General features: G+C 68.8%; 13 protein-coding genes. 8 read left to right on the top strand and 5 right to left on the bottom strand.

The window, feature by feature from the left end:
* Positions 1-32 precede the first annotated feature (32 nt).
* Complete coding sequence (locus tag BG90_RS26965; protein WP_010122559.1) at positions 33-1,007, bottom strand: cysteine synthase A; 975 nt, start codon at positions 1,005-1,007, stop codon at positions 33-35.
* Between the two features lie 196 nt (positions 1,008-1,203).
* Here BG90_RS26965 and BG90_RS26970 point away from each other — a divergent pair, with 196 nt between their 5' ends.
* Positions 1,204-1,692, top strand: a complete 489-nt coding sequence (locus tag BG90_RS26970; RefSeq protein WP_010112690.1) for an adenosine-specific kinase — start codon at positions 1,204-1,206, stop codon at positions 1,690-1,692.
* A gap of 130 nt (positions 1,693-1,822) precedes the next feature.
* On the opposite strand, the gene lepB is transcribed toward BG90_RS26970, so the two are convergent.
* Positions 1,823-2,509 (bottom strand): signal peptidase I, encoded by a 687-nt coding sequence (lepB, locus tag BG90_RS26975; RefSeq protein WP_025990560.1) that lies wholly within the window; start codon positions 2,507-2,509, stop codon positions 1,823-1,825.
* Between the two features lie 356 nt (positions 2,510-2,865).
* A complete protein-coding gene (locus tag BG90_RS36540; RefSeq protein WP_162486582.1) occupies positions 2,866-3,192 on the bottom strand; it encodes a hypothetical protein in 327 nt (108 codons plus the stop codon).
* A 241-nt stretch (positions 3,193-3,433) separates the two neighbouring features.
* Between BG90_RS36540 and BG90_RS26985 the strand changes: the two genes are divergently transcribed.
* From BG90_RS26985 to irlS, 6 genes are all read left to right on the top strand, one after another.
* The gene (locus BG90_RS26985) at positions 3,434-3,718 is read left to right on the top strand and encodes a hypothetical protein (RefSeq protein WP_025990559.1); all 285 of its coding nucleotides are present in this window, start codon (positions 3,434-3,436) and stop codon (positions 3,716-3,718) included.
* Positions 3,719-3,976: 258 nt separating this feature from the next.
* Positions 3,977-5,335 (top strand): TolC family protein, encoded by a 1,359-nt coding sequence (locus BG90_RS26990; RefSeq protein ID WP_010118700.1) that lies wholly within the window; start codon positions 3,977-3,979, stop codon positions 5,333-5,335.
* Between the two features lie 10 nt (positions 5,336-5,345).
* Positions 5,346-6,812, top strand: coding sequence for an efflux RND transporter periplasmic adaptor subunit (locus tag BG90_RS26995; RefSeq protein WP_010118698.1), 1,467 nt, complete (start codon positions 5,346-5,348; stop codon positions 6,810-6,812).
* Positions 6,813-6,879: 67 nt separating this feature from the next.
* Positions 6,880-10,122: an efflux RND transporter permease subunit gene (locus BG90_RS27000; protein ID WP_010118696.1), complete on the top strand. Its 3,243-nt coding sequence runs from the start codon at positions 6,880-6,882 to the stop codon at positions 10,120-10,122.
* Positions 10,123-10,128: 6 nt separating this feature from the next.
* Positions 10,129-10,812: a heavy metal response regulator transcription factor IrlR gene (gene irlR / locus BG90_RS27005; RefSeq protein WP_010108925.1), complete on the top strand. Its 684-nt coding sequence runs from the start codon at positions 10,129-10,131 to the stop codon at positions 10,810-10,812.
* Positions 10,809-12,176, top strand: coding sequence for a heavy metal sensor histidine kinase IrlS (gene irlS, locus BG90_RS27010; RefSeq protein WP_010118694.1), 1,368 nt, complete (start codon positions 10,809-10,811; stop codon positions 12,174-12,176). The genes irlR and irlS overlap by 4 nt, the downstream gene beginning before the upstream one ends.
* Positions 12,177-12,269: 93 nt before the next feature.
* Here the strand turns inward: irlS and BG90_RS27015 are convergent, their stop codons facing one another.
* Both BG90_RS27015 and BG90_RS36305 read right to left on the bottom strand, forming a co-directional pair.
* A complete protein-coding gene (locus tag BG90_RS27015; protein WP_010108923.1) occupies positions 12,270-12,539 on the bottom strand; it encodes a DUF4148 domain-containing protein in 270 nt (89 codons plus the stop codon).
* Between the two features lie 283 nt (positions 12,540-12,822).
* Positions 12,823-13,230: a hypothetical protein gene (locus BG90_RS36305; protein ID WP_158335922.1), complete on the bottom strand. Its 408-nt coding sequence runs from the start codon at positions 13,228-13,230 to the stop codon at positions 12,823-12,825.
* On the opposite strand from BG90_RS36305, the gene BG90_RS37600 reads away from it, so the two are divergent.
* On the top strand, positions 13,196-13,444 hold the full coding sequence (locus tag BG90_RS37600) for a hypothetical protein (RefSeq protein WP_010108920.1): 249 nt from the start codon (positions 13,196-13,198) through the stop codon (positions 13,442-13,444). The two genes, BG90_RS36305 and BG90_RS37600, sit on opposite strands and share 35 nt — an antisense overlap.
* Positions 13,445-13,582 lie beyond the last annotated feature (138 nt).

The following is a 13,582-nucleotide window of genomic DNA, read 5'->3' on the forward strand; positions in this document are numbered from 1 at the left end:
TCGCTCGTCCGAACAATGCGGCATCGCCGCTCCTATGACGGCTCGAGCCCCCTTTCCCGCAGCCATTCGCGGTTGAAGAGCCGTGTGCGATAGATGTCGCCGCGGTCGCAAAGCAGCGTCACGATCGTATGGCCCGGCCCCATCTGCTGCGCGAGCCGGACGGCCGCCGCGACGTTGATCCCGCTCGATCCGCCGACGTACAGGCCCTCTTCGCGCAGCAGCCGGTAGACCATCGTCACGCAGAGGCGGTCGTCGATGCGCACCGCGTCGTCGATCGACGCGCCCTCGAGATTGGCCGTCACGCGGCTCGATCCGATGCCTTCCGTGATCGAGTTGCCCTCCACCTTGATTTCGCCCGTTTTCACGAAGCTGTAGAGCCCGCTGCCGTGCGGATCCGCAAGCACGATCCGGATCTGCGGATTCTGTTCCTTCAGATAGCGGCTCACGCCGGCGAGCGTGCCGCCCGTTCCCGTCGCGCAGACGAACGCATCGACCGTGCCCGCGGTATCGCGCCAGATCTCCGGCCCGGTCGTCTCGTAGTGGGCCTGGCGGTTGACGAGGTTGTCGAACTGGTTGGCCCAAATTGCGTTGTCGAGCTCGGCCGCGAGCCGCCCGGCTATCTTCTGATAGTTGTTCGGGTCCTTGTACGGCGCGGCCGGCACCGGGCGCACGTCCGCGCCGAGCGTGCGCAGCACTTCCATTTTCTCCGGCGATTGCGTTTCCGGAATCACGATCACGCAGCGATAGCCGCGCGCCGCGCAGATGTGCGCGAGTCCGATGCCCGTGTTGCCGGCCGTGCCCTCGACGACGGTGCCGCCCGCCTTGAGCGTGCCGCGCCGTTCGGCGTCTTCGATGATGTAGCGCGCCGCGCGATCCTTGACCGATCCGCCCGGGTTCATGAACTCGGCCTTGCCGAGCATCTCGCAGCCCGTCTCCGCGCTGAGCTTCGCCAGGCGGATCAGCGGCGTACGTCCCACGCAGTCGACGAAACCCTGTCGCACGTTCATGATCTTCCCCCTTCTTCGCCACCTCGCGCCGGCCGCTCTGCACTGCCGGCAGCCCGGCCTACCACAAGGATAGATGACGACGCCGGCCGGCACCGCGCTTTCACCGCCCGAAACCGCGTACTAAGCTGGAAAGCGATCCGATCCGCGCCGTTCATGCGCGTCGATGCATTCGCGTCATCACGAGACGAGGTGCGACATGCTTCAATTGCTTTGCGTTGCGATCGACAAGCCCGAGACGATGAATTTCATTCTCGGCCAGACGCATTTCATCAAGTCGGTCGAGGACATCCACGAGGCGCTCGTCGGCACCGTGCCCGGCATCAAGTTCGGCATCGCGTTCTGCGAAGCGTCCGGCAAGCGCCTCGTGCGCCGCTCCGGCACCGATGCCGCGCTGACCGAGCTCGCGTGCAGGAACGCGACCGCGATCGGCGCCGGTCACTGCTTTGTCGTCTTTCTCGGCGACGGTTTCTATCCGGTCAACGTGCTGAATGCGATCAAGGCGGTGCCCGAGGTCTGCCGGATTTTCTGCGCGACCGCGAACCCGACCGAGATCGTCGTCGCGCAGACCGATCAAGGGCGCAGCATTCTCGGCGTGGTCGACGGATTCCCGCCGCTCGGCGTCGAAAACGACGAGGACGTGCGCTGGCGGAAGGAGTTGCTGCGCAACATCGGCTACAAGGCATAGCCGGGCGCGATCGGGCGGCGATTCCGGTCGATCGCGCGCGGCGCGGGCTCGACGCGCGTTCGCCGGCGTTCCCGCGCGTCGAGGGCGTGGCCGCATCCGACGCCCGACCCGCCGGCGATTCGATTCCCGCTCAACCGGGCGCGCCGTCGAGGCGCGCCCCGAACCGGTCGACTCGCGGCATATGGAACCGCGACGGATCGAGCGAAAACGCCACGCGACGCGTGCGCCCCATGATTTCGTCGCGCGGAAAGAAGCCGTAATAGCGGGAGTCCGCGCTGTCGTCGCGGTTGTCGCCGAGCATCAGGTATGCGCCCTTTGGCACGACCGCCGGCCCGAACGAACTGCGCGGGCTCGGCGCATCGGGAGAAAGCCGGACGACATGCGCCGCCCCGGCCAGCCGTTCGGCCAGATATTCGCCGCGCGCGCCTGCGTCGCTCGACAGCGGATCGTTGCCGAGCGGCCGGTAGCTCACCCGCGCGCCGTTGATGTAAAGCACGTTGTCCCGCATCTCGACGACGTCGCCCGGCAGGCCGATCACGCGCTTGACGAGCAATTCGTGCGCAGCCGACGAATCGACGGTCACGATATCGCCGCGTCGCGGGTCGCTCAGATGCGCGACCCTGATGTGCGTGAACGGAACGCGCAGGTCATAGGCGATCTTGTCGACGACGATGCGGTCCCCGAGCCGGATGGTCGGCAGCATCGAACCGCTCGGCACGACGTTCCAGTCGGCCACCGCGCTGCGAAAGATCGCCATGAAGAACAGGAAGGCGATCAATTTCCTGTTCTCATTCCACAACTTCGAAACGGTACGCATGCCGTATGACCGGAGCGATGGGGCCGTAGCCCCGGAAGCTGGAACTATATCCTGCGCGTCGGATAAACGGCCCCGCACGGGCCGGTTCGGGCGCGGGCGTGCGCCGTGATCGCCGCGTCGGGCGATCGGCTCGGCGCTCGCGTCGCTCGGCGCGTCGATTTCGCGCCGGCCCGCGCGGGCCGCCCTTCCGGAACCGCTTTCATTCGCGGCGCCCTTCCCACGCGCGCCGCGCGGCCGCCACCCCGACGACTTCCGCCGCGCATGGCGTAGGAAACCGCCGACAAACCGCTCCGCCGGATGACGCGAAGTTCGTCGCCGGCTGATTGGATCGGCGCGAGCCGTGGACGATACTTTCGTCACAACAAAAAGATTTTCATGCTCTGCGGCGGCGCTCGATTGGCGCCGCGGTGAAGGAGACCAACATGAGCGTCGCTGCCCAAGATCTCATCGAATTGCTTCGCCTCGCCCAAGGCGGCGCCGGCGCGCTCACGCAGCATCTGCTGCGCGAAATAGCCGGCAATCTCATCGCGTTCGGCGTCGCCGACGGCCGCGGTGGATGCTGACGGCGCCACGATCGGACGATGCAGGCGCACGCGGACGGCAAGCTCGCTCCTGGCCGAGCGGATGTCGAATCCGGGTTTGCGTTTGACCGAAGGTTCGCTGTCCCGATCCGCGTGCGTCATCGCGACGCGTCGCGGGGCCACGCATGCGCGGCCCCGCGACTCCGGCACGCAACGCCAGGCGGCCGGCGCGCACATCGGCAACGACGAAAGACGTTCGCTCGACCACGGACAGCCGCACGACCATCGGCCCGCGGCCGGTTCCTGACAGACTTGTCACCTCGCAGTCATCGCCACGCTCCGCGCCGTCGTCACACTGAACGGGTCCCCGCCGTTCCGGCGACACCACCGAGCGAGACATTCGATGAAACGAGCAACTTTCATGGCCGTCGCGGCGATCTTCGCCGTCGCCGCACCATCCGCATTCGCGCACGGGATGCCCGAGCGCGTGTTCAAGGAACGCAAGCCGATTCGCGCCGAAACACCCCAGCAGCAGCCGCATCGCGACGCGCCTTCGCCCGATTGCGCGCCCGAGTGCCGCGCCGGCGCGAAACTCACGCAACGAGGCGGCGGCGCGTCGGGCGCGAACCGGCCTGCCGTCGACGTCGAAACCGCCGCCGGCGTGCGTTCGGCCGTCACCGGCGGCTGATCGGCGTGCGCTTCCCCTCGTTCCGGCGCGCGCTCGCGCGCCGTCGCGGCGCGTCCGGCACGTCCGGCATGGCTCGCGCGTCGGCGCGTCCGGCGCACTGGGGCCGCTTGATTCACCCGGCGCGCTGACGCGCCCGCCGCGTCAAGCGCGCCCGGCCCTCCCGCCCGCGCGAACGTGACAAAAATGTCATGTTCGCCTCATGTTTGCATTGCGGCACGACCGTAGCATCGATCGCGTTTCACCCAGACTCGATCATCCATGCCCAAGCGTATCCTCGCCGCACTCGTGTCGGCCGCGATCGCGGCGTCGGCGGTGCAGGCGCAAGCCCAGTCCGCCCTGCCCGCCGTCGCGCCCGACCCGTCGCCCGCCATGCCGTCCGGCGCCGTCGCGCCTCCCGCCTCGCCCGCGTCTTCCGCGTCTTTTGCCGCGTCGCCCGCGCTGTCGCTCGACGACGCGCTGAATCTCGCCGCCGCGAACAACCCGCTGCTGAAGAGCGCGCAGTCCGGCGCCGACGCGTCCGTCGGCGCGCTCGTCCAGGCGGGCGCGCGTCCGAACCCGACCGTGTCGCTCCTGCAGGAAGGCTTCGACCGGCAGGAACGGACGACGACCGGTCTGCTCAACCAGACGATCGAGCTGGGCGGCAAGCGGCGCTCGCGCGTCGAAGCCGCGTCGTACGGCCGCGAGTTCGCGCTCGCGTCGCTCGACGGCCGCGCGGCCGCGTTGCGCGCCGACGTGTCGAGCGCGTTCTACGGCCTGCTCGCTGCGCAGCGGCAGTCGCAGGTCGCCGAGGAATCGGCCGCGATCGCCGCGCGCTCCGCCGACATGGCGGACAAGCGCGCGCGCGCCGGCAAGGTGTCGCCCGTCGAGGCGACGAAGGCGCGCGTCGCTCAGACGGCCGCGCAGATCGAGCTGTCGAACGCACGGACGCGCGTGTCGGCGGCGCTCGCGCGGCTCGCCAACGTGACGGGCAGCGCCGACGTGCGCGGCCGCATCGCGTCGGGCGATCTCGATGCGTTGCCGGGCGTCGAGCCGCTGTCGCAATTGCTCGGCCGGCTCGACGACGCGCCGCTCGCGCGCGCGGCGAAGGCCGACATGCTGCGCACGAACGCGCAGATCGCGATCGAGCGCGCGAAGCGCGTGCCGGACATCACGGTCAGCGCGGGCGTCAAGCACGTCGTCACGGGCGGCGCGCCGGACAACCAGGCGGTCGTCGGCGTGTCGATTCCGCTGCCGCTCTTCGACACGAATCAAGGCGCGATCCTCGAAGCCGTGCACAAGGCCGCGAAGGCGAACGCCGATTTCGACGCGGAGCGCGCGCGCCTGCGGCTCGACGTGACGCAGGCCTACGCGAACTACGAGCGATCGGCCAGCGAAGCGCGCCGCTTGAAGGCCGACGTGCTGCCGGCCGCGCGGCAATCGCTCGATGCGATGTCGCGCGGCTACCAGCTCGGCAAGTTCAGTTTCCTCGACGTGCTCGACGCGCAGCGCACGCTGTTCGACGCGCAGTCGCGCTACGTGCTGGCGCTCGCCGATGCGCATCAGTCGTATGCGGACATCGAGCGCCTCGTCGGCACGCCGTCGCGCGACGCGTCCCGCCCCCTCGCCCAACTTCGCTGAAGAACTCGCCATGCAACGCAAGAAACTGATCCTCGCCGGGGCGGCCGCAGCCGGCGTTCTCGTCATCGCGCTGGCGGTCGCGCGCGCGCCGTCCACGCCGGCCGTCTCCACGCCGGCCGCATCCGGGGCCGACGCCGCATCGGGCGCCGCCGGACAGCACGGCGGCACCGTGCTCGCGCAAGGCGCACTGTCCGTCGAGATCGTGCTGTCGGAGAAGCCGGGCGATGCGCGCCTCATCGTCTACCCGTTCGTCGACGGCAAGCCGGCTGCGAAAGGCGCGAGCGTCTCCGCCACGCTGACCCGCTACGACGGCAGCCGCGTCGCGCTGCCGTTCTCGGCGGACGGCGCGAAGTACACGTCGACGCAGCCGATCGCGAAGCCGCACGTCTTCGACGCGTCGATCGACGTGAAGATCGGCGCGCGCAGCGCATCGTTCCCGTTCTCGCGCGCCGACGGCGCGGTCGCGCTGACCAATGAGCAGGTCGGCGCGGCGAAGATCGGCGTCGCGCGCGCGGGCCCCGCGCAGATCGTCACGAGCTTCCAGTTCCCCGGCGAGATCAAGTTCAACGAGGATCGCACCGCGCACGTCGTGCCGCGCGTCGCGGGGATCGTCGAACGCGTCGCGGTGTCGATCGGCGAGAACGTCAAGCAGGGTCAGCTGCTCGCCGTGATCGCGAGCACGGACCTCGCCGACCGGCGCAGCGAGCTGCTGACGGCCGAGCGCCGGCTGCAGGCGGCCCGCACGTCGTACGCGCGCGAAAAAACCCTGTGGGAAGAGCGGATCTCCGCCGAGCAGGATTATCTGCAGGCGCAGGTGCAACTGCGCGAGGCGGAAATCGCCGCGACGAACGCGCGCCAGAAGCTCGCCGCGCTGAACGCGTCGGCCGCGTCCGGCGCGCTCAATCGCTACGAACTGCGCGCGCCGTTCACGGGCACGATCGTCGAAAAGCACATCGCGCCCGGCGAGGCGATCGCGGCCGACGCGAACGTGTTCGTCGTCTCCGATCTGTCGTCGGTCTGGGCGGAGATGGCCGTGCCCGCGCAGCGCCTGAACGACGTGCGCGTCGGCCGCCACGCGACGGTCAACGCGGCCGCGTTCGATTCGACGTCGAGCGGGCCGATCGCGTACGTCGGCGCGCTGCTCGGCGAGCAGACCCGCACCGCGCCCGCGCGCGTCGTGCTGCCGAACCCCGACGGCGCTTGGCGGCCCGGAATGTTCGTCAACGTAACTGTCGACGCCGGCACGCAGAACGTCTCCGTCGCGGTCGCGAGCGACGCGCTGCAGGACGTCGACGGCGCGCCGGCCGTGTTCATGCGGACGCCGAAGGGATTCGTCGCGCAGGAGATCGAGACGGGCCGGCGCGACGCGAAGACCGTCGAGGTCGTGAAGGGCCTCGCGCCCGGCCAGACCTATGTCGCCGCGAACAGCTTCGTGCTGAAGGCGGAGCTCGGCAAGGGCGTCGCCGACGAGCACTGAGCGTCGCGCGGCTCGCGCCCCGCTGCGGCGCGCATCGTTTTTCTCCGCATTCCAGAGGACCGCCACCATGTTTGAGCGCCTGATCCGCTTTGCGATCGCGCACCGCTGGCTCGTGATGCTCGCGATCGCCGCGGCCGCGTCGCTCGGCGTCTACAGTTACCAGAAACTGCCGATCGACGCGGTGCCCGACATCACGAACGTGCAGGTGCAGATCAACACGTCCGCGCCCGGCTACTCGCCGCTCGAAGCCGAGCAGCGGATCACCTATCCCGTCGAGACCGCAATGGCCGGCCTGCCGAATCTCGAGCAGACGCGGTCGATCTCGCGCTACGGGCTGTCGCAGGTCACCGTGATCTTCAAGGACGGCACCGACATCTATTTCGCGCGCCAGCTCGTCAACGAGCGGATCCAGGAAGCGAAGGACAAGCTGCCGCCCGGCGTCGCGCCCGCGATGGGACCGACGTCGACGGGCCTCGGCGAAATCTACCTGTGGACCGTCGAGGCCGACGCCGCCGCGCGCAAGCCGGACGGCGCGCGCTACACGAGCGCCGATCTGCGCGAGCTGCAGGACTGGGTCGTCCGGCCGCAGCTGCGCAACGTGCCGGGCGTCACCGAGGTGAACTCGATCGGCGGCTACGTGAAGGAATACCGCGTCGCGCCGAATCCGGCCAAGCTGATGTCGTACGGGCTCACGCTCGCCGACGTCGTGCGCGCGCTCGAGCGCAACAACGACAACGTCGGCGCCGGCTACATCGAGAAGCGCGGCGAGCAGTACCTCGTGCGCGTGCCGGGCCAGGCGCGCTCGGTCGACGACATCGCGAACATCGTGCTGACGAACGTCGGCGGCGTGCCGGTGCGGATGAAGGACGTCGGCCAGGTCGACATCGGCCGCGAGCTGCGCACGGGCGCCGCGACGTCGAACGGCGACGAAGTCGTGCTCGGCACCGTGTTCATGCTGATGGGCGAGAACAGCCGGACCGTCGCGAAGGCGGTCGCCGCGAAGATGGCCGACGTGAACCGCACGCTGCCCGCCGGCGTGCGCGCGATCCCCGTCTACGACCGCACGGTGCTCGTCGAGAAGGCCGTGCGGACGGTCAAGAAGAATCTGCTCGAAGGCGCGGTGCTCGTGATCGCGATCCTCTTCCTGTTCCTCGGCAACATCCGCGCGGCGGTGATCACCGCGCTCGTGATCCCGCTGTCGATGCTGATGACGTTCACCGGGATGGTCAACGCGAAGGTCAGCGCGAACCTGATGAGCCTCGGCGCGCTCGACTTCGGCATCATCGTCGACGGCGCGGTCGTGATCGTCGAGAACTGCATCCGCCGGCTCGCGCACGCGCAACGCGCGGCCGGCCGTGCGCTCACGCGCGACGAGCGCTTCGCCGAAGTGTTCGCCGCGTCGCAGGAAGCGCGCCGCGCGCTGATCTTCGGGCAACTGATCATCATGGTCGTCTATCTGCCGATCTTTGCGCTGACGGGCGTCGAAGGCAAGATGTTCCATCCGATGGCGATCACCGTCGTGATGGCGCTCGCGGCCGCGATGGCGCTCACCGTCACGTTCATTCCGGCCGCGGTCGCGCTCTTCATCGGCCGGCGCGTCGAGGAAAAGGAAAACCGGCTGATGAGCGCCGCGAAGCACCTGTACGCGCCCGTGCTCGACGCGTTCGTCGCGCGGCCGAGGCCGGTGCTCGCGGGCGCGGCCGCCGTCGTCGCGCTGACGCTCGTGCTCGCGACGCGGCTCGGCAGCGAGTTCATCCCGAGCCTGAACGAAGGCGACCTCGCGGTGTCCGCGCTGCGCATCCCGGGCACGAGCCTGTCGCAGTCCGTCGCGATGCAGCAATCGATCGAGAAGACGCTGAAGGCGCGCTTCCCCGAGATCGAACGCGTGTTCGCGCGCACCGGCACGGCCGAGATCGCCGCCGATCCGATGCCGCCGAACCTGTCCGACGGCTACATCATGCTGAAGCCCGTCGGCCAGTGGCCGAATCCGCGCAAGTCGCGCGACACGCTGCGCCAGGAAATCGAGGCGGTGCTGGCCGAGCTGCCCGGCAACGCGTACGAGTTCTCGCAGCCGATCCAGCTGCGCTTCAACGAGCTGATCTCCGGCGTGCGCAGCGACGTCGCGGTCAAGGTCTTCGGCGACGACATGGCGGTGCTCAACGCAACGGGCGAACGGATCGCGGCCGCGCTGCAGAAGGTGCCGGGCGCGTCCGAGGTGAAGGTCGAGCAGACGACGGGCCTGCCCGTGCTGACCGTCAACCTCGATCGCGACAAGCTCGCGCGCTACGGCGTGACGGTCGGCGACGTGCAGGACACGGTCGCCGCGGCGGTCGGCGGCCGGAAGGCCGGTCTGCTGTTCCAGGGCGATCGCCGCTTCGACATCGTCGTACGGCTGCCCGACGAGCTGCGCACCGACGTCGAGGCGATCAAGCGGCTGCCGATCGCGCTGCCGTTCCCGGCATCGACGGGTGCGAACGGCCAGAACGGCCCCGTCGTCCAGGCGCCGTACGTGCCGCTCGCCGAGCTCGCGACGGTCGACGCGTCGCCGGGGCCGAACCAGATCAGCCGCGAGGACGGCAAGCGCCGCGTCGTCGTCAGCGCGAACGTGCGCGGGCGCGACGTCGGCTCGTTCGTCGCCGACGCGCGCGAGCGGATCGCGGCGGACGTGCGGGTGCCGGCCGGCTACTGGCTGTCGTGGGGCGGCCAGTTCGAGCAGTTGCAGAGCGCGAGCGAGCGGCTGAAGATCGTCGTGCCGCTCGCGCTGTCGATGGTGTTCGTGCTGCTGTTCGTGATGTTCAACAACGCGAAGGACGGCCTGCTCGTGTTCACCGGCATCCCGTTCGCGCTGACGGGCGGCGTCGTGTCGCTGTGGCTGCGCGGAATCCCGCTGTCGATCACGGCCGCGGTCGGCTTCATCGCGCTGTCGGGCGTCGCGGTGCTGAACGGCCTCGTGATGATCTCGTTCATCCGCAATCTGCGCGAGCAAGGCGTCGCGCTCGACGCCGCCGTGCGCGAAGGCGCGCTCACGCGCCTGCGGCCGGTGCTGATGACGGCGCTCGTCGCGTCGCTGGGATTCCTGCCGATGGCGTTCGCGACGGGCACGGGCGCCGAGGTCCAGCGTCCGCTCGCGACGGTCGTGATCGGCGGCATCCTGTCGTCGACCGCGCTGACGCTGCTCGTTTTGCCGGTACTCTATCGGGTGGCGCACTCGGCGTCGCTGCGCGCGGCGCTCGCCGGAAGGCTTGCCGGACGGCTCGCGAAGCTCGCGCCCGCGGCCGCCCTGCGCCGGCGACGCGAATCATCGAGGTGAATTCTGATGCGAATACTGATAGTGGAAGACGAGCCGAAAACCGGCATGTATCTGCGCAAGGGGCTGACGGAAGCGGGCTTCATCGCGGATTGGGTCGAGGACGGCGTGACGGGCCTCCATCAGGCCGAGACCGAGGACTACGACCTGATCATCCTCGACGTGATGCTGCCCGGCCACGACGGCTGGACCGTGCTCGAGCGGCTGCGCCGCGAGCGCTCGACGCCGGTGCTGTTCCTGACCGCGCGCGACGACGTCGGCGACCGCGTGAAGGGGCTCGAGCTCGGCGCCGACGACTACGTCGTCAAGCCGTTCGATTTCGTCGAACTGGTTGCGCGCGTGCGCTCGATCCTGCGCCGCGGGCAGGCGCGCGAATCGTCGATCCTGCGGGTCGCCGATCTCGAGCTCGACCTGACGCGGCGCAAGGCGACCCGCCAGGGCGACGTCGTGCTGCTGACCGCGAAGGAGTTCGCGCTGCTGTGGCTGCTGATGCGCCGCGAGGGCGAGATCCTGCCGCGCGCGACAATCGCGTCGCAGGTGTGGGACATGAATTTCAACAGCGACACGAACGTCGTCGACGCGGCGATCCGCCGGCTGCGCTCGAAGATCGACGACGCGTACGAGCCGAAGCTGATCCACACGGTGCGCGGGATGGGCTACGTGCTCGAAGTCAGGAGCGCCGCGAACCGATGATCAAACGCATGTTGCCGCGCACGCTGCGCGCCCGCCTGACGGCGCTGATCATCCTGTCGACGGCGGTGACGCTCGCGCTGAGCGGCATCGCGCTCTACGGCGCGCTGCGCAACCGGCTCGAAAGCACGTCGTCGTACGAAAGGACGGCGACGCTCGCGGCGATGCGCACGCACCTCGCGAACGTCCGCAGCGTCGACGAGATTCCGCGCAAGACCGACCTGTGGGTCGACCAGTTGCACGGCCATCAGAATCTGGATCTGGCGATTTTCGGCGCCGACGGCCGCTTGCTGTTCGCGACGCGCGGCTTCGCCGCGTCGCCGCCCGCGCTCGCCGCGGCGTCCGGCGGCTCGGCGTTCGGCTATCTCGCCGGCGATGCGCCGCTGCACGCCGCGACGGGCCAGCGCGTGCGCGTCGTCGTGCAGTACGACGGCAAGAACGATCGCGCGCTGCTGCGCGCGTATGCGTACACGGTCGTGCTGATCGAGGTGCTCGCCGTCGTGCTGACGGCGGCGCTCGCATACGGGATCGCGATGCTCGGCCTGAGTCCGCTGCGCCGGCTCGTCGCGCGCGCCGAGCAGATGTCGTCGAGCCGGCTCGCGCATCCGCTGCCTGAGCTCGACACGTCGGGCGAGCTGAAGGAGATGGAGCATGCGTTCAACGGCATGCTCAAGCGCCTCGACGAATCGTTCGTACGCCTGAGCCAGTTCTCGTCGAATCTCGCGCACGACATGCGCACGCCGCTCACGAACCTGCTCGCCGAAGCACAGGTCGCGCTGTCGAAGCCGCGCACGGCCGACGAGTACCGCGACGTGATCGAATCGAGCATCGACGAATATCAGCGCCTGTCGCGAATGATCGAAGACATGCTGTTCCTCGCGCGCTCGGACAACGCGGAAAGCCATCTGGCGATCCGCACGCTCGACGCGGCGGCGGAAGCCGAGCGCGTCGCGGGCTATTACGAGCCGATGGCCGAAGATGCGGAAGTGAATATCGTCGTGCGTGGGCAGGCCGCCGTGCAGGCGGATGCGCTGCTCTATCAGCGCGCGCTCAGCAACCTGGTCAGCAACGCGCTCAATCATGCGCCGCGCGGCTCGACGATCACCGTCGAATGCCGGCAAACCGACGGCGCGACGACGATCGGCGTATCGGATACGGGCCGCGGAATCGAGCCGCAGCATCGCGAGCGGATTTTCGAGCGGTTCTACCGCGTCGATCCGGCGCGGCACAACTCGGCGTTCGGCACCGGGCTCGGCCTGGCGATCGTCCGGTCGATCATGGAAAACCACGGCGGCGCGTGCGGCGTCGACAGCGAGCCGCACGTGCGCACGACGTTCTGGCTGAAATTTCCCGCGAACTCGGCTTGATCGAGCGCGTCGCGGGAGGCGGCGCAGCGCGCGCGCTCGATCGAGCGCGCTGCCCGCGCAGGGGGCGTCGCGCGTGCGCCGACGGCGGCAGCGTCAGCGCGCGACGGCTTGATCATGCTGATCGAGCGATCGATCGGCGTTGCCGCCGTGAACCGAGATCGCATGCAGCGTCTTGTTGCGGGCGATCAGCGCCGCGCTCGGCGGATAGTCGTTCTTGCCCGCGGGCACGATGCCTTCGTGCTGGGCCCGAACCAGTTCCTGCGCGACTTCGGCGCGCGTCTTGCCTTGCGCGAATGCGGCCTGCGCGGATGCCAGCGTCGCCAATGCGGCGGCGGCCCATATCATGCGTTTTTTCGTGTTCATCGTTAGCGCTCCATCGAGTTGATCACTGTCGAGCGACAGTAGCCTCTACTTTGAGCGCCGGACGATACGCGGCCATGAGCGTTCGATGACAAATTCGTCATCTGCGCGCGGCTTGGAATCGGCGGCATTCGCCCGCCGCGCATGACGGGAATTTCATGTTCGCGTCAGCATGGCGCTGCGTCGATCCTTTAGCATCTGAATTCCAAGATCGCCGATCAGACGAAATTGGACCGAGCTGCTTGGTTCCCCTCGAGCACGCGAGGCGCATTGGCACCAGCAGGTGCTATCGCACTTTTGCCGGACAGTCCCCCCTGTCCGGCATTTTTTTTGGTGCGGGCGTGTTGAGCATCTTTTGATCGGCGCTGCGACGAAGCGGTCGGCAGCGCTTTCGGCGAATGCCTGCGCGAGCCGCGCTCCGCACCCGCATCGCTCGCGCATCATCCGCCGATGCGTCGACATCGAACGCTTCGCGCTTCGTCGACAACTTTGTCATGTTCGGATCACGTCCGCGCAGCGACGCTCGCGCACCATGTCGCCACATCGACCGACGCAATGCGCATGCGGCGATTCGCATGCCGGCGCAATCGGCAAGCGACGCATCGATTCGAAGGCGAGCGTCGACGTCGACTCGAACGACACGAAACAAGAGGGACATCATGAAAGCGCCGATCATCGCAGTCGCGTTCGGCATCGCGCTGGCAGCCTGCGCTCCGCTTCGCCAGGATCCTCGATCCGGCGAAGCGGGGCCTTCCGTCGCATCGTCGAACGCAAGCGCAGACGGCAACCGGAAGAGCGAGCCGCGGCGCTCGACGGGAGAAGTCGTCGACTACGCCGGACGCCCGTGCGTGAATCAAACCCTGTACGTGAAGATGCATCCATGCATCTTTCCGCGGCTGCAGCGCTGAGCCGCAGGTTCTTCCCGGCGCGCGGCGCGTCCGCACCGCGCAACGTGTGAGTCGATCGCCGTGCCGATTGCCGATCGTCGATCACACGTCACACGTCACACACCGCTCCGCGCGACTCGCAATCATGCCGTTTCGCGC

The organism is Burkholderia oklahomensis C6786 (assembly GCF_000959365.1).
Lineage (GTDB): Bacteria > Pseudomonadota > Gammaproteobacteria > Burkholderiales > Burkholderiaceae > Burkholderia > Burkholderia oklahomensis.

What these genes read in the sequence shown, in the direction of transcription:
- lepB (WP_025990560.1), bottom strand. Translation starts at nt 2,509, where the DNA reads ATGCGTACCGTTTCGAAGTTGTGGAATGAGAACAGGAAATTGATCGCC.
- BG90_RS36305 (WP_158335922.1), bottom strand. Translation starts at nt 13,230, where the DNA reads ATGCCGAACGCGACTGCGATGATCGGCGCTTTCATGATGTCCCTCTTG.
- BG90_RS27000 (WP_010118696.1), top strand. Translation starts at nt 6,880, where the DNA reads ATGTTTGAGCGCCTGATCCGCTTTGCGATCGCGCACCGCTGGCTCGTG.
- BG90_RS26965 (WP_010122559.1), bottom strand. Translation starts at nt 1,007, where the DNA reads ATGAACGTGCGACAGGGTTTCGTCGACTGCGTGGGACGTACGCCGCTG.
- irlS (WP_010118694.1), top strand. Translation starts at nt 10,809, where the DNA reads ATGATCAAACGCATGTTGCCGCGCACGCTGCGCGCCCGCCTGACGGCG.
- BG90_RS26970 (WP_010112690.1), top strand. Translation starts at nt 1,204, where the DNA reads ATGCTTCAATTGCTTTGCGTTGCGATCGACAAGCCCGAGACGATGAAT.
- BG90_RS26985 (WP_025990559.1), top strand. Translation starts at nt 3,434, where the DNA reads ATGAAACGAGCAACTTTCATGGCCGTCGCGGCGATCTTCGCCGTCGCC.
- BG90_RS37600 (WP_010108920.1), top strand. Translation starts at nt 13,196, where the DNA reads ATGAAAGCGCCGATCATCGCAGTCGCGTTCGGCATCGCGCTGGCAGCC.
- BG90_RS36540 (WP_162486582.1), bottom strand. Translation starts at nt 3,192, where the DNA reads ATGACGCACGCGGATCGGGACAGCGAACCTTCGGTCAAACGCAAACCC.
- BG90_RS26995 (WP_010118698.1), top strand. Translation starts at nt 5,346, where the DNA reads ATGCAACGCAAGAAACTGATCCTCGCCGGGGCGGCCGCAGCCGGCGTT.
- BG90_RS27015 (WP_010108923.1), bottom strand. Translation starts at nt 12,539, where the DNA reads ATGAACACGAAAAAACGCATGATATGGGCCGCCGCCGCATTGGCGACG.
- BG90_RS26990 (WP_010118700.1), top strand. Translation starts at nt 3,977, where the DNA reads ATGCCCAAGCGTATCCTCGCCGCACTCGTGTCGGCCGCGATCGCGGCG.
- irlR (WP_010108925.1), top strand. Translation starts at nt 10,129, where the DNA reads ATGCGAATACTGATAGTGGAAGACGAGCCGAAAACCGGCATGTATCTG.